Origin of the sequence: Saccharothrix hoggarensis, assembly GCF_042678885.1 — a bacterium.
Classification (GTDB): domain Bacteria; phylum Actinomycetota; class Actinomycetes; order Mycobacteriales; family Pseudonocardiaceae; genus Actinosynnema; species Actinosynnema hoggarensis.
In genome coordinates, this window is record NZ_JBHTLK010000028.1 from 14562 (window position 1) to 34220 (window position 19659).

The following is a 19659-nucleotide window of genomic DNA, read 5'->3' on the forward strand; positions in this document are numbered from 1 at the left end:
ACATGGAAACCACCGCCTGGATGTCGCTGTACCACGTGACGAACGCCCAGGACGACAAGCGGCCGTTCTCCGTCGCCACCCTCCGCCGCATCTGGGCGTTCGCCCGCCCGCACCGGCGGCGACTCGCCCAGTACCTGGTGCTGAGCGTGGTCGTGGCGGTGCTCGCGGTGGTGACCCCGGTCCTGGCGGGACGGATCGTGGACGCGATCGTCCGCGGCTCGGCGTACGAGGTGGTGCTCGGCCTGGCGGGCGTCATCGCCGGCATCGCGATCCTCGAGGCGGCGTTGGGCCTCGTCACGCGGTGGTTGTCGGCGAGCATCGGCGAAGATCTGATCCTGGACCTGCGGACCACGGTCTTCGACCACGTGCAGCGGATGCCGATCGCGTTCTTCACCCGCACCCGCACCGGGGCGCTGGTGAGCCGGCTGAACAACGACGTGATCGGTGCGCAGCGGGCGTTCAGCGACACGTTGTCCAGTGTGGCCGGCAACCTCGTCACGCTGCTGCTGACGCTGGTGGTGATGATCAACCTGTCGTGGCAGGTCACACTGCTCGCGTTGGTGCTGCTGCCGGTGTTCGTGGTGCCGGCGCGGCGCATGGGTTCGCGGCTGGCGCGGCTGGAGCGGGAGGCGGTCAACCACAACGCGACGATGAGCACGCAGATGACCGAGCGGTTCTCGGCGCCGGGCGCGACGCTGGTGAAGCTGTTCGGCCGGCCCGCGCGCGAGTCGTCCGAGTTCGCGGAGCGGGCGCGGCGGGTGCGGGACATCGGGGTGCGGACCGCGATGGTGCAGACGGTGTTCCTCACGGCTCTGACGCTGGTGTCGGCGCTCGCGCTGGCCGTGGTGTACGGGCTGGGCGGCTTCTACGCGTTGCGCGGCCAACTGGACGCGGGTTCGGTGGTGGCGTTGGCGTTGTTGCTGACCAGGCTGTACGCGCCGCTCACCGCGTTGGCCAGCGCGCGGGTCGAGGTGATGAGCGCGTTGGTGAGCTTCGAGCGGGTCTTCGAGGTGCTGGACCTGAAGCCGTTGATCACCGAGAAGCCCGGTGCGCGGTCCGTGCCGGACGGGCCGGTGTCCGTGGAGTTCGAGAACGTCCGGTTCGCCTACCCGTCCGCGGACAAGGTGTCCCTGGCGTCGTTGGAAGAGGTCGCGGTGCTCGACAACCGCGGCGGAGTGGAGGTGCTGCACGAGGTGTCGTTCCGGGCCGAACCGGGCCAGGTGGTGGCGTTGGTCGGCTCGTCGGGTGCGGGGAAGTCCACGATCGCCTCGCTGATCCCCCGCCTGTACGACGTGGACGAAGGAGCGGTGCGGCTGTCCGGCGTGGACGTCCGCGACCTGTCGGCCGACTCGCTCCGCGACGTGCTGGGCATGGTGACGCAGGACGGTCACCTGTTCCACGAGTCGATCCGGTCGAACCTGCTCCTGGCGCAGCCGTCGGCGACCGACGACGAGCTGTGGGAGGTGCTGGGCCGGGCGCGGCTGGCGGACCTGGTGAGGTCGCTGCCGGACGGGCTGGACACGGTGGTCGGCGAGCGCGGCTACCGGCTGTCCGGCGGTGAGCGGCAGCGGTTGACGATCGCCCGGCTGCTGCTGGCCAAGCCGCGCGTGGTGATCCTTGACGAGGCCACGGCGCACCTGGACTCCACGTCGGAGGCCGCGGTGCAGGCCGCGCTGGGCGAGGCCCTCGCCGGGCGGACGGCGGTGGTCATCGCGCACCGGCTGTCGACCATCCGGGCGGCCGACCTGATCCTGGTCGTCGAGGCAGGTCGGGTGGTGGAACGCGGAACGCACACCGATCTGCTCGCCGCGGGTGGGCGTTATGAAGAGCTGTACCGCACCCAATTCGCTGAGGAGGCGCACACGTCGTAACACCGGAAGGGCAAGGATCTTTTAGGCCACAGCGCGGCGGTGGGCCGGGGGACGCGGGAGGTGGGCCGGGGGGACGTGGGAGGTGGGCCGGGGGACGTGGGAGGTGGTCGGGGGCGGCTCGGGGGATTTCGGTGGTGGGGACGTTGTGGGGGCGTTCAGAATCGGGGTCATGCGAACCATTGGCTTGATCGGCGGGATGAGTTGGGAATCGTCCGCCGAGTACTACCGGCTGCTCAACGAGGAGACGCGGCGACGGCTCGGTGGTCACCACTGCGCGCCCAGCGTGCTGGTGACGGTCGACTTCGCCGAGATCGAGGAGTTGCAGCGGACGGGCCGGTGGGAGCGGTCCGGTGAGGTGCTGGCGGACGCGGCACGCAAGCTCGAAGGGGCGGGCGCCGAGCTGATCCTGTTGTGCACCAACACCATGCACAAGGTGGCGGACGCGATCACCGCCGCGGTCGACGTGCCGTTCGTGCACATCGTGGACGCCACGGCGCGGAAGCTGGCCGGTTACCGCACGGTCGGCCTGCTCGGCACCCGGTTCACGATGGAGCAGGACTTCTACCGCGACCGGATGCGGGAGCACGGCGTCGAGCCGGTGGTCCCGGACGAGCCGGATCGCACGCTGGTGCACGACGTGATCTACCAGGAGTTGACCCGGAACCGGGTGGAGCCCGCCTCCCGCGCCGCGTACCGGGACGTGATGGCACGCCTGGTGGACCGCGGCGCGGAGGCGATCATCCTGGGCTGCACCGAGATCACCCTCCTGGTCGACCAGTCGGACAGCACCGTGCCGCTGATCGACTCCACCCGTGTGCACGTCGAGACGGGCGTGGACCTCGCCCTGACCTCCCCGGCCTAGGCGGCGGTCAGCGGCTCTGGTCGTCACCGGTTCTCTGGTGGGCCACGGTGGACGGCGCGCCGTGGTAGTAGGCGCGGACCCGGTAGGCGGCGGTCTTCTCGGTCGGCAGGGTGATCAGGCCGAACGACCGCACGTCGGGGTCGAGTTGCGCGGCCACCGTGAAGTCGGTCGCGCCGGCGGGTCGGACCTCCAGCAGGTAGCCGTCCTCCCCCGCCGCGTGGTCGGTCCACGTGAACAGGATTCCGTTCGCGTGCTTCACCTCGGCGTGGAAGTCGCCTGGAGCGGCGTCGGAGGTAGTGGGATCGGCGGAGGAGGAGGCGCGATCGGCGTCCGGAGAAGCGGGAGGGGCGGAAGGCGGAACGGCGGGGCGCACGGGATGGGTTCCGCTCGGGCCGCTGACCGGTTCCGCCCACGCGTGGTCGTCGGAGTCGGGCACGGCGTCGCCCGGCGGCAGGGTGACGTCCACGGTCGCCGACACGGGGCCGTGGAACGGCCGGACCCGGTAGTAGAACGACGTGTGCGGGATCAGGTCGGGGTGCTCGTGCGTGGTCCGGCCGGGCGGCGCGAACTCCAGCACGGTGTACGGCCCGCCGGGTTCGTGGGCGTACTCGACGACCTGTCCCGCCACGCCCCGCTCCGGCTCCCACGCGAGGGCGACGTCGGTCGGCGAGGTCAACGTGGCGGTGAGCCGGTGGTGCTGCTCCTGGCCACAGGCGGCCAGGAGCAGCACCAGCACCGCGAGCAGACCCCTCACCTGCGCCAGAACCGGATGCCGCTCCACACCACCGTGGCCGGTCCCTGGCCGCTGTTCGTGCGGTAGGCGCCGAACTTGTCGTAGAAGCTGCCGTCGGGACTGGCGTACGTGTGCCGCAACGACCCGTTGATGTACGTCCGGTGCTCGCTGCCCACCGCGTGCACGGTGTTCACCCGCACGGTCGTGCCGACGGTCGCACCGGTGGCGACCGTCGCTCCGCCGTGCACCGCGTACAGCCGTCCGCCGCGTTCCACGGCCACCATGAAGTACGGGCCGGGCGTGGAGTCGTCGAACGTCTGCTTCAGGCTGATCCGGGTCCCGCCGAGGCTCGTGATCCGGAACGAGCCCTCGAACTGGCGGGTGCCGCCGGTGTACGTGGCGTACCGGCGTTCGGCGCGCTGGTCGCCGCTCGCGGTGGCGCAGGTGAGGCGGAAGGTCAAGTCGGTGACGTCGCCGCACCCGCGTTCCTGCACGGTGAACGTGGGCGAGTACGACGTCCAAGGACCGGCTTCGACCTGCGCGTGCGCGACCGGCGACGCCAACGTCAGGCCGCCGGCGAGCACCGCCACGACAGCCACCGAGACCACGGCCCGGAGCGTTCCGGACATGGGTGCCTCCTTCGACTCCCACGCGGGGAGGGTCGAGGCGGTGGCGCAGGTCACTCTAATTGGTCTGGACGACTCGGACAAGGATCACTCCGTCAGGGATCTCCCTGAGGCCGGGACGGCTCCGGTGCGGCAGAGTGGACGGCATGGATCTGACCCCGCGCGCCCTGTTCGGTCTGGCGAGGACCACCGTCGAGACCGCCGTGTCCGTGCCCGGCCGAGTGCTCGACCTGCTGGGCGCGGCCGAGGCCGTGGTCCGCCAGGCCGACGAGCTGGTCACCCGCACCGCACGGGTGCTGGACGAGACGGAGGCGCTGGTCGGCCGGGCCAGGGCGGTCACCGCCGCGGCCGAGGGCGTCACGACGGACGTCGGCCACACCGCCCGCACGTCACGCGAGCTGCTGGACAGCTACGCGCCGCTCGCGCAGAAGGCCCAGCCGCTCGCGCAGCGGTTCGTGGACGAGCTGTCCCCGCACGAGGTCGACGCCGCCGTGCAGCTCGTGGACCAGCTCCCGGTGCTGACCAAGCACCTGATCGACGACGTGCTGCCCATCCTGACGACGCTGGACCGCGTGGGCCCGGACATCCACCAACTGCTGGAGGTCACCAACGACGTCCGGCAGGCGATCCTGGGCATCCCCGGCTTCACGTTCATGCGCCGCCGCGGCGAGGCGAAGGAAGACGAGTAAGCGCCTGCGGGAGGTCCTGACGCCGGACCGCCCCCGGCCCTACGGGTTGAGCTCGTGGCCCGGGGCGCCCGGCGTGGTGTTGCGCTCCTTCATCTCGGACTCGTACACGTGCCGGACGCCGCCGAGCAGCTCCTCCCGCACGGTGCGCTCCCAGTCGCGGAAGCAGCGGTAGTAGTCGTCGTCGTACTCCTCGACGAGCTGGAACGTCCACCGGCCGTGCACCACGTTGCGGCCGACGAGGTGGGCCTCCAGCCGGTCGGCCAGGTCGCCGTGCCCGGCCTCGCGGAGCAGCCGGGCGGCGTCCTGGGCCTTCGCGTCAGCGCTGCCGGTGAGCTGGTGGAACGAGAACAGGTGGCCACGGGCCCGTTCCGTGGTCTCCAACGCCTCGGTCAGCACGCCCACCGCCTCCACGGTCGCGTCGTCCACACCGTCCGGTCGCCTGCCATCCGCCCTGCGCATGCGGTGGTGTTACCCGGAGTGCGGCGTTCTACCCGTCCCCGATCGGCTGAACCGACCCGTCGAGCGGCGCTGCCGGCGGAAGGCGGGTGCGGCACGGTCCGCGTGCCGTGCCGCACCTCGCAGTGGTCAGAACCGCAGGTTCGCCAGGTACTCGTAGCCGATCCGGGCGGTCTCCAACGCGTCGCGCGGCTGGTCGTTCTCGACGATGTACTCGGCGACGTTCGTCCGGCGGAAGATCTCCGCGAAGTCGATCGTGCCGGTGCCGAGGTCGGCGAACGACCCGTCGGCGGCGCGGTCCTTGACGTGGAACTGCCGCACCCTCGGGAAGTGGGCGCGCCACACGTCCACCGGGTCGACGCCGCCGGTCACCGCCCAGTACAGGTCGAGTTCGAGGTGCACGTTGCGGCGCGTGGTGCCCGTCGTGATCACGTCGATCGGCCGCACGCCCTCGACGGTCGCGAACTCGTGCGCGTGGTTGTGGTAGCCGAGGCTCAGGCCCGCCTGCCGCAGCTTGTCGCCGGCCGCCTCCAGCCGCGCGGTGAACGCCCGCCACTCGGCGATCGTCGCGTAGTTCACCCACGGCACCACGACGTACTTGTGGCCGAGCGTGTGCGCGTCGGCGATCACCCGGTCGAGGTCGCCGTCGATGCCGACGTGGCTGGACGACGCCCGCAGCCCGCACCGCCGCAGCACGGCGGCGAACTCGGCCGCGCCGCGACCGTAGGTGCCGGCCAGCTCGACCTTGCGGTAGCCGATGTCGGCCAACGCGGACAGCACCGGCTCGGGGTCGTCGCCCATGATGCCGCGCAGCGTGTACAGCTGGATGCTGATCGATTCCCTCGGCACCCGGCGGTGCCCCTGATCGGATGCGGACGCGGCGGTGGGCAGGGCGACGGCCGCGCCGGCGGCGAGTGCGGTGCCCAGGAACGTGCGGCGGGACGGCATGGGTGGCTCCTCGGTCATCAGGACGATCCGGTCCTCGGGTCGGGCCGGTCTTCGGTTGGGGCCACGGTGGCGGCCGGCGGGACGCGGTGCCCGCCGGCCGCCACCGGGTGTCACAACTGCTTGATCCGGACGTTCCGGAACCACACGTCGTCGCCCCCGCCGTGGTTCTGGAGGCCGATGTGCCCGCGGCTGAGGTCACGCGCCGGGTCGGTGCTGGTGAAATCGTTCACCAGGGCGCCGTTGAGGAACACCCGGATGCGCTGCCCGGTCACGACGACCTCGTACGAGTTCCACTCCCCCGGCGGCTTCAGCACGGCGTCGCGGGCGGCGGTGTTCGCCGACTGGAACGCGTAGACGGAGCCGGTGGTGCGGTCCGGCGCGTCGGTGGCGTCGATCTGCACCTCGTACCCGTTGTTCACGGCCACCCACGGGTCGGCGCCCGGGTCGGGGAACCCGAGGAACACGCCCGAGTTGTCGTCGCCCGCCATCTTCCAGTCGAGCTTGAGGCTGTAGGCGGTGAACTCCTCCTCGAACCACAGCAGCCCGAGCCCTCCCTCGGACCGCAACGTGCAGTCCTCCTCGACGAACCGGCCGGGCCCGGCCTGGCGCCACCCCGTCACGCCCGTGCCGTCGTAGAGGCTGCGGTAGCCCTGCTCCGGCGCGGTGGGCGCGCAGGTGCCGCTGATCGGCTTGTAGCGCAGGTACTTCACGGTGTCGACGTCGTACAACGGCCCTGTGGCGGCGCCCTTGAACACCAGGTACAGGTCACGCACCCCGGTCAACGCCACCGCCTTCGGCGCGAGGTCGACGTAGTTGTCCCAGCCGCCCGTCACGGGCACGGTGAGCGTCTCGTGCACCAGCGGTCCGGTCGGCGAGTCGGCGCGCGCCTCCATCGTGCCGCCGATGCCGCCGGACGACACGCGGTAGCCGATGCCGGCGACCTTGGCCAGGTCGACGTCGGCGTACGACACCCAGTCGCCGTCGTGGACGTCGCCGACCCGCTTGCCGCCCTGCGCGGTCGCGCGGTCGTGGACGACGACGCCCTGCTGCCCGGTCAGGTGTTCCGCCGGGACGTCCACGCCGGCGACGGTGCCGGCGCCGCGGAACGTGATCGTGTCGAGGTCCAGCAGCGCGCCGCCGCCGCCGCGGAACACGAAGTGCAGCCGGTGCGTGCCGCCGGGGTCGGTGATCGGCGCGGGCGCGAGGTCGGCGTACGCGCGCCAGCCGCCCGTCCCGGTGACGCGGGTGCTCAGCAGCAGCGGGCCGGTCGGCGAGTCGAGGCGCGCCTCGATCGTGCCGCCCGCCGTGGCGGAGGCGACGCGGTAGCCGATGCCCGTGACGCCGGCCAGCGAGACGGCGTCGAACGCGATCCAGTCGCCGTCGTGGACGTTGCCGACCTGGCGGCCGCCCTGGGCCTCGGCGGCGTGGATCACCGTGGTGCCGTGCTGCGCGGTGTGCGACTCGGCGGGCGTGGCCCGCGCCGGTTCCCAGCCGAGGCCGGTGGAGAACCGGATGGCGTCGACGTCGAACAGGCTGCCGCTGCCCTTGAACACCAGGAACAGCCGGTGCGTGCCGCCGGGGTCGCTGATCGGCGCCGGCGCGAGGTCGACGTAGTTGTCCCAGCCTCCGGTCGGCGGCACGGCCACCTGCTGCGCCAGCGGGCCGGTCGGCGAGTCGACGCGCACCTCGATCGTGCCGCCGCTGCCGCCGGACGACACGCGGTAGCCGATCGCGGTGACGCCGCCGAGGTGCACCGGGTCGAACGCGATCCAGTCGCCGTTGTCGAGGTAGCCGACGCGCTTGTCGCCCTCGGCCGTGCCCGTCTCCACGACCTGCACGCCCTGCATCGTGGTGAAGAACTCGGCCTGCTTGTCCTTCGGTTGCAGCACCGCCTCGTCCTCGCCGGTCAGCGCGGGCGCGCCGCCGTCGGTGTAGGAGGCGTTGATGACGCCGAAGATGTTGGCGTCCGTGCCGTGCCCGCCGTCGGACGGCGTGGCGATCACGCCCTCGCAGCCGGTGGCGCGGGTCAGCGGGTGGCCGTGGCTGTCGTGGCCGAGGATGTACTCCACGGTCACCTTCGAGCAGTCGACCTGCCCGTCCTCCGGGTCGGTGACGGTCACCTTGAACGGCACCTGGTCGCCGAACGCGAACACGCGGCCGTCGGCGGGGGCGTCCAGCACGACCACGGGTCGCGTGTTGCCCACGTTGACCACGACGCCGGCCGAGCCGACCAGCCCCGTCGGGTCGGTGACGGACAGCTTCGCGGTGAACTGCCCGATGGCCGTGTACGTGTGGGTGACGGGTCCGGCGGTGGTGGAGTCGGTCGTGCCGTCGCCGTCGAAGTCCCACGAGTAGGTCAGCGCGTGGCCGTCCTCGTCGGCCGTGCCCGCCGGGTCGAACCGCACGGTCAGCGGCGCCGGTCCGGACGTCCGGTCGGCGGCCACCTTGGCCACCGGCGTGTGGTTGCCGCGCGTGTGGTCGATGCGGTACACCGCCGAGTCGGGCGCACCGCCGAAGTAGCCGCTGCCGTAGTCCAGCACGTACAGCGAGCCGTCCGGGCCGAATTCGAGGTTCATCGGCCGGGTCAGCTTCATCGAGTCGAAGAACGGCGTGATCGCGCCGCGCTCGCCGTTCGCGCCGACGTCGATGGTCTTGATCCAGCCGCGGTCCCACTCGTAGGCGAACGTCTTGCCGTCGAAGAACTCCGGGAACTTGGTGACGGTCGCGAGGTCCGGGTCGAAGTCGTAGGTGGGGCCGCCCATGGGCGACTCGCCGCCGGAGCCGAACTCGGGCAGGGACCCGCCGTCGTAGGGAATCCACGCGGGCTGCACCGGCGGCAGGTCGACGAGGCCGGTGTTGCGCGGGCTGGTGTTCTTCGGCGCGGCGCAGTCGAACGCGGCGCCCGAGGCCTTGGTGGCGAAGTCGTAGTCGACGTACGGGGTGTTGTCGCCGACGCAGTACGGCCAGCCGTAGTTGCCGGGGCCCTTGACCAGGTTGAACTCGACGGTGCCGCCGGGGCCGCGGGCCGGGTTGGCGGAGCCCGCGTCCGGGCCGTAGTCGCCGAGGTGGAGCCAGCCGGTGGCCTTGTCCACGGCGAACCGGAACGGGTTGCGGAAGCCCATCGCGTAGATCTCGGGCCGGGTCTTGGCGGTGCCGGGCGGGAACAGGTTGCCGTCCGGGACGGTGTACGTGCCGTCGGCCCGCACCTTGATCCGCAGCACCTTGCCGCGCAGGTCGTTGGTGTTGGCGGACGAGCGCTGCGCGTCGAAGCCGGGGTTGCGGTCGGCGCGCTCGTCGATCGGGGTGTAGCCGTCCGAGGCGAACGGGTTGGTGTCGTCGCCGGTGGACAGGTACAGGTTCCCGGCGGCGTCGAAGTCGATCTCGCCGCCGGCGTGGCAGCACAGGCCGCGGTCGGCGGGCACCTGCAGGATGCGCTGCTCGCTGGCGAGGTCCAGCACGCCGTCGGTGGTGAGCGTGAATCGGGACAGCTGGTTGTGGCCGCGGAACGGCGCGAAGTCGGCGTCCGTTCCGGTCTCCGGCGCGTCGCCCGGCGGTGTCGTCAGCGGTGGCGCGTAGTAGAGGTAGAGCCAGCGGTTCCGCGCGAAGTCGGGGTCCGCGGCGACGCCCTGCAGGCCGTCCTCGTCGTGGCTGTAGACGGGGACGCGGCCGGCGAGCGTGGTCGTGGCCTCCGGCGTGGTCAGCCAGACTCGGCCGTCGCGGGAGGTGTGCACGACCTTGCGGTCCGGCAGCACGGCCATCGCGATCGGCTCACCGGTCTTCTCCTCGCCGAGCGCGAGGGTGACCTGGTCGAAGTCGGAGTCGGTGGGCGCGGCGGGGTCCGGCTCGCAGTCCGCCGCGGCGGCGCCGAGCGCGTACCGCAGGCCGCCGAGGAGGTGTTGCCGGAACGCCGGGTCGGCGAAGGACTCCCTGGTGTGGCCCATGCCGGTGTACCAGGACCGGCCCTGGCCGGGGGTGTGGCACCAGGAGATGGGGTGGTCGCCGGACGGGTCGGTGGGCGAGTAGCTGGACTCGTCCAGCTTGGCCAGCACCTTCACGCGGGAGCGCGGGTTGGACTGGTAGCTGTACCACTCGTCGGTGCGGGTCCACGTGGCCGGCAGGTGCGCGGTGGACGGGTGGCCGTGGTCCTCCACCTGGACGTCGGCTTCCTGGATCGCCGGGTGCGACCTGAAGTGCGAGCCGACCAGCTCGCCGTACCAGGGCCAGGAGTGCTCGGTGTCGGCGGCGGCGTGGACGCCGGCGTACCCGCCGCCGTTCTCCACGTACCGCTGGAACGCCTGCTGCTGGGCGTCGTCGAGGACGTCGCCGGTGGTGGACAGCCAGACCACGGCGTCGAAGCGGGCCAGGTTGGCGTCGGTGAAGGCGGCGGCGTCCTCGGTGGCCTCGACGGTGAAGCCGTTCGCCGCGCCGAGGGCGGTGATCGCGGCGATGCCGTCCGGGATGGAGTCGTGCCGGAAGCCCGCGGTCTTGGTGAAGACGAGGAGGCGCTCCCCGTCCTGCGCCGCCGCGGGCGGGGTCGCGACGAGGGTCATCGCGCCGAGGGCGGCGGCGAGGGCGCACGCGGTTCGCCGTCTCCAGGTGCTCGGCGGCGCGGTGGCGTCCTTGGTCCCCGCTGTGGTGACGGACCTGGTCGGGTGAATCCTTCGCTTACCTCGCACCGCTGTCTCCTCGTTCACACGACGCCGTGCTGCGCGGACGGTGGGCCGGTCGGACGCTCTGTGGTCCAGCTCACAGGCTGGCGAGCGCCGCAATTCTGTTCAGAATCGCCCGAAGTTGGCAAGACTTTCGCATGAGTTATACAAAAGTCGTGCACGAATGGCCGAAAGTCGCGGTTACCGCGACCACAGGGCGTCACGACCGCGGGGAAGTCGGAGTTGAACCTCACGCCACGTGAGGTCCTAGGGTCGGTGGCGTGAGCGAAACGGGGGGTGTCGGCGAGCCGCGGTGGAGCGTCGGGGCGCTGGCCAAGGTCGCCGGGATGACGGTCCGCACGCTGCACCACTACGACGAGCTGGGCCTGCTGCGGCCGAGCGAGCGGACCCCGTCGGGCCACCGCCGCTACACCGAGCAGGACCTGCACCGGCTCTACCAGGTCCGGCTGCTGCGGCAGCTCGGCATGTCGCTGGACGAGATCGGGGGCGTGCTGGCCGACGCGTCCGACCCCGGACCGCTCGCGGACGTCCTCGCGGCGCACCTCGGGCAGCTGGACGAGCAGGTGTGGCGGCTCAACGCGCTGCGCCGCCAGACGAGGGGTCTGCTCGCCCAGCTGAACGGTCCGACCCGACCGGATTCGGACCGCCTGCTCGCGCTCCTCGGGTGCACGGGCATCTTCGACCAGCAGCTCACGAAAGAGCAGCGCGATTTCCTCGACGAGCACGCCTTCCACGTCGGACCCGAAGCGCGGGAGCGGTTGGACGAGGAATGGCCCGCGGTGCTCGCGCGGGTGGTCGAGCACTACCGGGCGGACGACCCGGTGGACGATCCCGAGGTGCGCCGGACCGCCCGGCGCCTGGTGGACGTGGGTGAGACGTTCGCCGCCGGCGACCGCGAGATCCTGCGCTCGATGAGCGCGTTCTTCCGGGAGAACGGGCGCGGCGTGCTGCGCGACGTGCTGCCGGACCAGGCGGTGGACGACCTCGGTGACGGTTTCTGGGATTACGTGAGCCGCATGTACGCGGCACTGCCCACCGAATAAATAGAGCACTAAAGGATAAAGGGGGAAATATGTTTCGCAGGACAAGTCTGCCCGCAGCGGCTCTTCTCGTCGCCGCGACCGTCACGGGGGTGGCGACCGGCGTCGCCCGGGCGGACGACGTGACGCTGCGGCTGCCCGCGCCGACCGGCCCGCACCACGTCGGCGTCACCGCGCTGCACCTCGTCGACGAGCACCGCGCCGACCCGTGGCCCGACGAGGTCGGCGCGCCGCGCCACCTGGTGGCCACGGTGCACTACCCCTCCCGCGACGTCCGCGACCGCCCCGTCGCGCCGCACCTGACGCCGGCCGTGGCGGCGGTGCTGCCGCACTTCCACCAGCCGTTGCCGGCGACCGGCGTGGCGTGGGGCGCGACCCTCACCCACTCGCGCACCGACGCGCCGGCGCTGCCCGGACGGCGACCGGTCGTGCTGTACAGCCCGGGGCTGGCCGATCCGCGCGCCCTCGGGACGACCACCGCGGAGGAGCTGGCGAGCCGCGGGTACGTCGTGGTGTCGGTCGACCACCCCGGCGAGACGATGGCGGTCGACGTGCCGGGCCGACCCGCGCCGCGGCTGTTCGCGCTGCCCGGCGACCCCAGCACCGATCCCCGCCTCTACCGGGACGTGATCGCCACGCGCCTCGCGGACACCGACCTCGTCCTCGACCGGCTGGAGCGGTGGGCGGCGGGCGGCAACCCCGACGCCGACGGCCGCGCCCTGCCCGCCGACCTCGGCCGCTCCCTCGACCTGCGGCGCGTCGGCCTGTACGGCCAGGGGCTCGGCGGCACGATCGCGGCCGAGGCGATGCACGAGGACACCGGCCGGCGCGTCGACGCGGCCGCCAACCTGGAGGGCTTCCTCGACTACCACCCCGAGCGGCCCGGCCAGGACGGCGAACTGCTCCCGGTGGCCCGGCACGGCGTCGACCGGCCGTTGCTGCTGCTCGGCACCGAGGGCTTCCAGGACGACCGGTACCGGCGGGCGTGGTCGGCGGTGCTCGCGCACGGGTGCGCCCGGCAGCACGTGATCGCCGACGCCAACCACTGGGCGTTGACCGACCACGCCGCCGTGGTGCCGCAGCTCCACGCGGCCGGGCTGGTGGACGACGCGGGCCGGGACGCGCTGGTCGGGCCGATCGACCCGGCCGTCTCGGTACCGACCGTGCGCCGGCACGTGGTGTCGTTCTTCGACCGCCACTTGCGCTGAGCGCCCCACCCCGACCAGTCCGAAGTGGACGAGCGACGGCGTGGTGACTTGACCTAGTCCGACCCGGCCCGCGCGAGGAGTCCGCCCGGTGGCGGAGGATGGGGACACTCGCAGTGGGAGGCGGCATGGTGGTCGACGCGCCGGTGGCGGTCGTGACGGGCGGAAACCGGGGCATCGGGCGGGAGGTGTGCCGCCAGTTGGCGGAGCGCGGGCACGTCGTGGTGCTGACCGCTCGTGACGCCGCGAAGGCGGCGGCGGAGGCGGACCGGCTGGGCGTCGACCACCACCCGTTGGACGTCACCGACGACGCGTCGGTCGAGGCGCTGGCCGAGTACCTGGCCCAGGAGTACGGGCGGGTGGACGCGCTGGTCAACAACGCCGCCATCCACTACGACTCCTGGCAGCGCGCGTCGTCGGCCGACCTGCGGGTCGTGCGGGAGGCCATGGAGACCAACTTCTACGGCCCGTGGCGGACGGTGTTGGCGCTGCTGCCCCTGCTGCGGGCCGCACGGCACGCGCGGGTGGTCAACGTGTCCAGCGAGGCCGCGTCGCTGGCGTCGATGTCCGGCGGCACACCGGCTTACGGCACGTCGAAGGCGGCGCTCAACGCGTTGACCCTGACGCTGGCGGCCGAACTGCCGGGGATGCGGGTCAACGCGGTGTGCCCGGGGTGGGTCGCCACGGACATGGGTGGCGTCGGCGGGCGGCCGGTGAGGCACGGCGCGGCCGGCGTCGTGTGGGCGGCGACGTTGCCCGCGGACGGCCCCACCGGCGGCTTCTTCCGCGACGGCAAGCGGATTCCCTGGTAGTCGATCCGGGTACCCCGGCGCCATGAGATGGCGCATCGGTGTGGCGGTGGCGGTGCTGATCGCGGTGGCAGGGCTGGTGGCGGCGGTGGTGGTGGTGCCCCGGATCGCCGGGCCGGGCGCCGACACCGTCGACCGGAGCCAGCCGGCGCTGCTGAAGTCGTTGCGGGACCTGAGCCAGTACCACGCGGCGGCCGGCGAGTTCCAGGTCGTCCTCGACATCGAGCGCGACGTCCGGTACGTGCCCGCGGTGCTCGCCGGGCAGCGGACGTTGTTCGTGGCGGCCGGGACGGTGAACGCCTACGTCGACTTCGGCGGGCTGGCCGAGGACGCGTTGAAGGTGTCGCCGACCGCGGCTTCGGGGCCGGACGGTCAGCGGTCGGTGGAACTGGCGCTGCCGAAGGCCGTGCTCGACAAGCCGAACCTCGACCAGGAGCGGTGCTACGTGTTCGCGCAGGAGCGCGGCTTGGTGGACCGGCTGACGTCGTTGGTGGAGACGCCGGACCAGCAGCCGTTCTACGTGGCGGCGGAGCAGAAGATCGCCGACGCGGCCCGCGAGTCGGAGCTGGTACGACGCGCGGACGACAACACGCGCAAGATGCTGACCGGCATGTTCGGCGCGCTCGGCTACCAGGTGGAGTTCACGACCCTCGACTGACCCACTGGCTGACCCACTGGCCGGCTGACTGGCTGACGCCCGGCGGTCGGCCCGTGATCACGTGGCCGGACCGTCGTCGGGCAGCCGCCGCGCGAGGGCGTCGAGGATGACGTCCAGGCCGAACTCGAACTCGTCGCCGAAGTCGTAGCCGGGCCGCAGGACGTGCTCGGTGGCCATCTCCACGAGGTGCGGGTACTCCTCGGGCCGCAGGTGCCGCATGATCTCCGCGGTGACGTCGGCGGCGGTGTCGGGGCCGCCCTGGAACGGCAGCGCCGCCTCCTGCACCGCGAACCCGTAGACGTAGCTGTCGAGCAGCGCGAAGGCGTGGGCCGTCAGGTCGACCGGGAAACCCGCCCGGCGCAACGTGCCGATGGTCGCGTCGTGGTGCCGCAACGTCGCCGGGCCGGGCGCGGCGCGCGACTCCAGGAGCCCGATCGCCCACGGGTGGCGGCGGAGCACGTCACGGGCGGAGCGGGCGCGGCGGCGCATCTCGTGCCGCCAGTCGCCGCCCGGCGTGGGCAGCTCGATCCGGCTGAACACGAGGTCGACGATGCCGTCGAGGATCTCGTCCTTGTTGGCGACGTGGTGGTAGAGCGACATGGGCTTGACGCCCAGCCCGTCGGCCAGCGAGCGCATGGTCAGCGCGCCGACGCCGCGCGCGTCGGCGATGGCGGCGGCGGCGCGGAGGACCCGGTCCCGGCTCAGCGGGACGCGGTCGCCGACCTGCTTGGACATCCGTCTCCCCCTCGAACGCCACGCGGGCGACAGTGCCGGGTGACACCCCCGTACTAAGTACGATACCGTCCGCCTTACTTAGTAAGGCAACGGGCCTCCGTTCGCCTGCGACGGAAGGGCGCGCCCATGTCTTCGAGAGCCACCGGACGGGTCATCGGGACGTTGTTCCTGGCCGCGTTCGTCGTCTACATCGCGGGCAACGCCCTGGTCGGCGCCGAGCCGGGGGCCGACGTGCTGCCCGACGTGGCCGCCCACCCCACGCGGGTCGCGGCGGGCGCGCTGCTGATGCTGGTCAACTCGGTCGTCGTCGCCGCCATCGGCGTGCTCGCGGTGCCCGTGCTCGGCCCGCACGACCGCCTCGCCGCCCACGCCTACCTGGTCGGACGGGCCGTCGAAGCGACGGTGCTGGCCGTCGGGGTCGTCTTCCTGCTCCTGCTGGTGCCGCTCGCCCGAGCCGACGTCGACTCGCCGTGGGGCGCGGTGCTGGTGCGGGGCAACCACTACGCGTACCAGATCGCGATGATGTCGCTCGGCGTCGTGGGCGTGCTGTTCTGCCGGGTCCTGCTGCGGGCTCGTCTCGTGCCGCGGTTCCTGGCGGTGTGGGGCCTGGCCGGTTACGCGGTGTTCCTGGCGGGCGCCGTGCTCGAAGTCCTCGGCCACGGGGTCGGCGTGGCCCTGTCCGTGCCGGGCGGGTTGTTCGAGGTCGCGCTGGGCGTGCTGCTCGTCGCCAGGGGCTTCCCCGAGCGGGCCGTCGCGGAGGTGGACGCGGCGTATGCTGCCGGTCGATGAGGCGCAAGCTCCGGCCGCCGCTCGCCCAGCGCCACGGCCTCGACCCGGCACGGCTGCGGCTGCCCGACGACGGGCCGTGGGCGACCATCCGGGATCACCTGGTCGAGCGGTTGCCCCGGGTGGCGCCCGAGCGGATCGACCTCATGCTCGCCGAGGGCCGCGTCTACGACCTGTCCGGGCCGATCGCGCCCGACGCGGCGTTCACGCCCGGCACGTCCGTGTGGTTCCACCGGGACCTCCCGGCCGAGGTCCCGGTGCCGTTCGACATCGGCGTCGTGCACCGCGACGACGCCCTCGTCGTGGTCGACAAGCCGCACTTCCTGGCCACCATCCCGCGCGGCAGCCACGTCGTGGAGACGGCGCTCGTCCGGCTGCGGCGCGACCTCGGCCTGCCGCAGCTGAGCCCGGCCCACCGGCTGGACCGGGTCACCGCCGGGCTGGTGATGTTCGTCGCCGAACCGGCCCTGCGCGGCAAGTACCAGACGTTGTTCAAGGACCGCCTGGTGCGCAAGGAGTACGAGGCGATCGCGCCGCACGACCCGTCGCTGGCGCTGCCCACGCGTGTGAGCAGCCGGATCGTCAAGGTGAAGGGCGTCATCACGGCGCAGGAGGTGCCGGGCGAGCCGAACGCGGAGACGCTGGTCGAGCTGGTCGAGCACCGCGCCGGGTGGGGCCGGTACCGGCTGACGCCGACGACCGGCCGCACGCACCAGCTCCGCCTGCACATGGCGTCGCTGGGCGTGCCGATCCGGAACGACGACTTCTACCCCGTGCTGCGGGACAAGCCGCTGGACGACTTCACCAACCCGTTGCAGCTGCTGGCGAAGGTGCTCGAGTTCACCGATCCGGTGACGGGCGAGCACCGCCGCTTCACCAGCACCCTCTCGCTGGACCTGTGACGGCGCCGAGCCGTCAGCCGATGTAGCCGAGCATCTGCGAGATCTGCGCGGTGCGCGAGTCGAAGATGCGCGTCGCCAGGTCCTTGGCCTGCGGGTTGATCCCGCCCTCCTTCTCCAGCTTCGCGATCTCCACCGCGTTGTGCTGGTGGCCGATGAGCAGGTTCAGGAAGGCCTTCTCGAACTCGGCCGGACCGGTCGCGGCGAGTTCCGCGATGGCGTCCGGGCTGGTCGAGTGGTCGCCGCCGTGACCGGCGTGCAGCTGGGGATCGTCGCCCGCGACCTCCGGCTTCCCCCAGTCCGCCAGCCACTTCGTCATCGAGTCCACTTCGGACAGCTGGGTGACCTCGATGGCGGCGGCGAGGGTCTTCACCTCGGCGCGCACCTCGCGGTCCTTGGCCAGCCGCACGATCTCCAGGCCGGACCTGTGGTGCGGCACGGCCATCTGCAGGAACATCACGTCCGTCGCGTTGAACTCGTTGGTCTCCACGACGGTCGACACGGGCGGTGGCGCCGTGCCCGGTGCGGCGGCGCCGCAGCCGGTCAGCGCCAGCGCGCCGACCACCAGCGCCGCGAGGGCGCGAAATCCGGTGAGGCGTCGCAAGGTCGTCCTCCTTCGCCGAGCGGCCCGCCCGCGCCGTGACAAGGCCGGCGCGGACGGGCTCTGTCTCATCGGACCTCGGTCGTCGTGACCGGGGTCAGATCCGCTGCCACAGGGCGGCGGTGTTCGGCGGTTCCCAGCCCACGAGGGACGTGTGGGCCTGGATGCAGCGGTAGCCGACGCCGCCGTAGGTCACCTGGGACCCGACCGAGTACGCGACGTTCGGCGCCCACGTGCCGCCCACGGGGGGCTGCGTCGTGCTCGTCGGCGGCTGCGTGGTGCTGGTCGGCGGCGGGGTCGTCGTGCTGGTGGGCGTGCCGCCACCGGTGCCGACCTGCAGGTCGACGCACGAGTAGAACGCCATGGGCGTGTCGGCGATGTTCCAGATGGCCAGCAGCTTGATCCGGCCCGTCCGACCGCCGAGGCTCACGTTGTGCGTCACGGTGGCCGCCGGCTGGCGCCCGCCGTCGTTGAACTCGGCGATCTTGGTGCCGCCGACGAAGTACTCCCACGTGCTCGTGGCGTGCCGGGCGGTGAGCGTCCAGTTGAACGTCACGTTGTTGCCCACCGCGGTGGTGGGCCACGGCCGGCTGTCGTCGTTGAGCTGGGCGAACTGGCTCACCCCGGCGTGGCAGTTGCGCTGGCCCTTCGGGCCCTCCACGCTCTGGGGCTCGTAGACGATGGGTCCGCAGTTGGAGATGCGGCCCTGCGCGCACATCGCCTGCCGGCTGGGCGGCGACGAGATGTAGCCGTGCGCGCTGGCCGTTCCCGCGGAGACCACCACGAGGAACGGTGCGATGCCCACGCCGGCGAGAACCGCCGCGAGCTTGCGTTTCAGGCTCATGTGTCCAGCTCCTTCGGAGGGGACCCGACGTGGGTCCCCCTGGCAGGGTCCATTTCCGCGGCGGCCGGATCACGCGACGTGTGACGGTGAGGCGACAGGATGTCACGCATCGCGATGTGGTCTAGACCATAATCGTCAACGTCAACCGGGTCAAGGCTCTGAACCGGGTGGCCCAGCCGGCCGTGTTCCCTACTGTGGAAGTCTGTGAACGACGGCCCCGACGGTGAGCGGACCCGGCTTGACCGGGGTGGCGCGGCCACCCTCCCGCGACTCAATTGGCCCGATCGGTGGGCACCGCCGCGGAATTGGCTGACACTTGGCGGTCATGGAGGAGCACAAGGTCATCGCGGACGACGGCCGCGTGTTGTGGGCGGCCGAGCTGGGGCGCGGCGAACCGCTGGTCCTGTGCCACGGCGGCCCCGGGCTGTGGGACATGTTCGACGGGCTCGCCGAGCTGCTGGCCGACCGGGTGCGGGTGATCCGCTGGGACCAGCGCGGCTGCGGCCGGTCCGACCACGCGGGACCGTACGCGGTGGCCCGCACGCTGGCCGACCTCGACGCCGTCCGAGTCCACTTCGGACTGTCACGGGTGGCGCTGCTGGGCCACTCGTGGGGCGCGAGCGTGGCGCTGCACTACGCGCTGGAGCACCCGGACCGGGTGTCGTCGCTGGTGTACGTCTCCGGCACCGGCCTCGGGCACGACTGGCGCGACGAGTTCCGCCGCAACCTCGCCGAACGCCTGGCCGAGCGGGGTGAGCGGCTGCCGGAGGGCGGGTCCATCGGGCGGGACGCGGCGGTGCGGCTGTGGACCGCCGACTTCGCCGACCCGTCGACGGCCCGGCAGCGGGCCGAGGAGCTGGCCACGCCCTGGTTCGGCGTGAACGGGGAGGCCCACGCGGCGTTGACCGCCGAGGCCCGGACGTGGGACGAGGAGGAGCTGGTGGCGCGGTGCCGCGAGCTGGCCGTGCCGACGTTGATCGTGGACGGGGCGGCGGACGTGCGGCCCCGGTGGGCGGTGGACTCGCTGGCCGAGGCGCTGCCGGACGTGGCGCGGGTCGTGCTGCCCGGCGCGGGCCACGTGCCGTGGGTCGAGTCGCCGGGATCGTTCGGGTGGGCGGTGCTGGCGCACCTGGCCCGGTGACGTGGGCTGCGGGTGACGTTCTGGGGGTGTCGCGCGCTGCGGGTGACGTGCTCTGCGGGTGAACGTGGGCTGCGGGTGAACGTGGG

Annotated in this window: 18 protein-coding genes; 10 read left to right on the forward strand and 8 right to left on the reverse strand. The window is 72.3% G+C overall.

Annotated features, from left to right (window positions below; genetic code table 11):
- The first annotated feature begins 20 nt into the window (after positions 1-20).
- Positions 21-1871, forward strand: coding sequence for an ABC transporter ATP-binding protein (locus ACFQ3T_RS08400; RefSeq protein ID WP_380722044.1), 1851 nt, complete (start codon positions 21-23; stop codon positions 1869-1871).
- A 169-nt stretch (positions 1872-2040) separates the two neighbouring features.
- A complete protein-coding gene (locus ACFQ3T_RS08405) occupies positions 2041-2733 on the forward strand; it encodes an aspartate/glutamate racemase family protein (RefSeq protein WP_380722004.1) in 693 nt (230 codons plus the stop codon).
- A 7-nt stretch (positions 2734-2740) separates the two neighbouring features.
- Here ACFQ3T_RS08405 and ACFQ3T_RS08410 read toward each other — a convergent pair whose 3' ends face one another.
- Both ACFQ3T_RS08410 and ACFQ3T_RS08415 read right to left on the reverse strand, forming a co-directional pair.
- On the reverse strand, positions 2741-3487 hold the full coding sequence (locus ACFQ3T_RS08410; protein ID WP_380722006.1) for a fibronectin type III domain-containing protein: 747 nt from the start codon (positions 3485-3487) through the stop codon (positions 2741-2743).
- Entirely contained in the window at positions 3484-4095 is a 612-nt protein-coding gene (locus tag ACFQ3T_RS08415; RefSeq protein WP_380722007.1) for a hypothetical protein, read from the reverse strand. The genes ACFQ3T_RS08410 and ACFQ3T_RS08415 overlap by 4 nt, the downstream gene beginning before the upstream one ends.
- Before the next feature lie 143 nt (positions 4096-4238).
- On the opposite strand from ACFQ3T_RS08415, the gene ACFQ3T_RS08420 reads away from it, so the two are divergent.
- Positions 4239-4781 carry a hypothetical protein gene (locus ACFQ3T_RS08420; protein WP_380722009.1) on the forward strand — a complete coding sequence of 181 codons (543 nt, stop codon included), beginning with the start codon at positions 4239-4241 and terminating at the stop codon, positions 4779-4781.
- A gap of 39 nt (positions 4782-4820) precedes the next feature.
- Here ACFQ3T_RS08420 and ACFQ3T_RS08425 read toward each other — a convergent pair whose 3' ends face one another.
- From ACFQ3T_RS08425 to ACFQ3T_RS08435, 3 genes are all read right to left on the reverse strand, one after another.
- Complete coding sequence (locus ACFQ3T_RS08425; RefSeq protein WP_380722010.1) at positions 4821-5240, reverse strand: hypothetical protein; 420 nt, start codon at positions 5238-5240, stop codon at positions 4821-4823.
- Between the two features lie 126 nt (positions 5241-5366).
- Positions 5367-6203 carry a sugar phosphate isomerase/epimerase family protein gene (locus tag ACFQ3T_RS08430; RefSeq protein ID WP_380722011.1) on the reverse strand — a complete coding sequence of 279 codons (837 nt, stop codon included), beginning with the start codon at positions 6201-6203 and terminating at the stop codon, positions 5367-5369.
- A gap of 92 nt (positions 6204-6295) precedes the next feature.
- Entirely contained in the window at positions 6296-10735 is a 4440-nt protein-coding gene (locus ACFQ3T_RS08435; protein ID WP_380722046.1) for a carbohydrate-binding protein, read from the reverse strand.
- Positions 10736-11115: 380 nt separating this feature from the next.
- Between ACFQ3T_RS08435 and ACFQ3T_RS08440 the strand changes: the two genes are divergently transcribed.
- From ACFQ3T_RS08440 to ACFQ3T_RS08455, 4 genes are all read left to right on the forward strand, one after another.
- Positions 11116-11898 (forward strand): MerR family transcriptional regulator, encoded by a 783-nt coding sequence (locus ACFQ3T_RS08440; protein WP_380722013.1) that lies wholly within the window; start codon positions 11116-11118, stop codon positions 11896-11898.
- 89 nt (positions 11899-11987) lie between these two features.
- Positions 11988-13103: an alpha/beta hydrolase gene (locus ACFQ3T_RS08445; RefSeq protein ID WP_380722015.1), complete on the forward strand. Its 1116-nt coding sequence runs from the start codon at positions 11988-11990 to the stop codon at positions 13101-13103.
- A 98-nt stretch (positions 13104-13201) separates the two neighbouring features.
- Positions 13202-13912 carry an SDR family NAD(P)-dependent oxidoreductase gene (locus ACFQ3T_RS08450; RefSeq protein ID WP_380722017.1) on the forward strand — a complete coding sequence of 237 codons (711 nt, stop codon included), beginning with the start codon at positions 13202-13204 and terminating at the stop codon, positions 13910-13912.
- A gap of 22 nt (positions 13913-13934) precedes the next feature.
- Complete coding sequence (locus ACFQ3T_RS08455) at positions 13935-14567, forward strand: DUF4230 domain-containing protein (RefSeq protein WP_380722019.1); 633 nt, start codon at positions 13935-13937, stop codon at positions 14565-14567.
- 57 nt (positions 14568-14624) lie between these two features.
- Here the strand turns inward: ACFQ3T_RS08455 and ACFQ3T_RS08460 are convergent, their stop codons facing one another.
- Entirely contained in the window at positions 14625-15302 is a 678-nt protein-coding gene (locus ACFQ3T_RS08460; protein ID WP_380722021.1) for a TetR/AcrR family transcriptional regulator, read from the reverse strand.
- A gap of 126 nt (positions 15303-15428) precedes the next feature.
- Between ACFQ3T_RS08460 and ACFQ3T_RS08465 the strand changes: the two genes are divergently transcribed.
- Positions 15429-16091 carry a DUF4386 domain-containing protein gene (locus ACFQ3T_RS08465; protein ID WP_380722023.1) on the forward strand — a complete coding sequence of 221 codons (663 nt, stop codon included), beginning with the start codon at positions 15429-15431 and terminating at the stop codon, positions 16089-16091.
- Positions 16088-16990 (forward strand): RluA family pseudouridine synthase, encoded by a 903-nt coding sequence (locus ACFQ3T_RS08470; RefSeq protein ID WP_380722025.1) that lies wholly within the window; start codon positions 16088-16090, stop codon positions 16988-16990. Before ACFQ3T_RS08465 ends, ACFQ3T_RS08470 begins: the two co-directional genes overlap by 4 nt.
- A gap of 13 nt (positions 16991-17003) precedes the next feature.
- Here ACFQ3T_RS08470 and ACFQ3T_RS08475 read toward each other — a convergent pair whose 3' ends face one another.
- Together ACFQ3T_RS08475 and ACFQ3T_RS08480 are read right to left on the reverse strand one after the other, a co-directional pair.
- On the reverse strand, positions 17004-17591 hold the full coding sequence (locus tag ACFQ3T_RS08475) for a DUF305 domain-containing protein (RefSeq protein ID WP_380722027.1): 588 nt from the start codon (positions 17589-17591) through the stop codon (positions 17004-17006).
- A gap of 94 nt (positions 17592-17685) precedes the next feature.
- Positions 17686-18432 (reverse strand): lytic polysaccharide monooxygenase, encoded by a 747-nt coding sequence (locus ACFQ3T_RS08480; RefSeq protein WP_380722029.1) that lies wholly within the window; start codon positions 18430-18432, stop codon positions 17686-17688.
- Between the two features lie 325 nt (positions 18433-18757).
- Here ACFQ3T_RS08480 and ACFQ3T_RS08485 point away from each other — a divergent pair, with 325 nt between their 5' ends.
- On the forward strand, positions 18758-19573 hold the full coding sequence (locus tag ACFQ3T_RS08485) for an alpha/beta fold hydrolase (protein ID WP_380722031.1): 816 nt from the start codon (positions 18758-18760) through the stop codon (positions 19571-19573).
- Positions 19574-19659 lie beyond the last annotated feature (86 nt).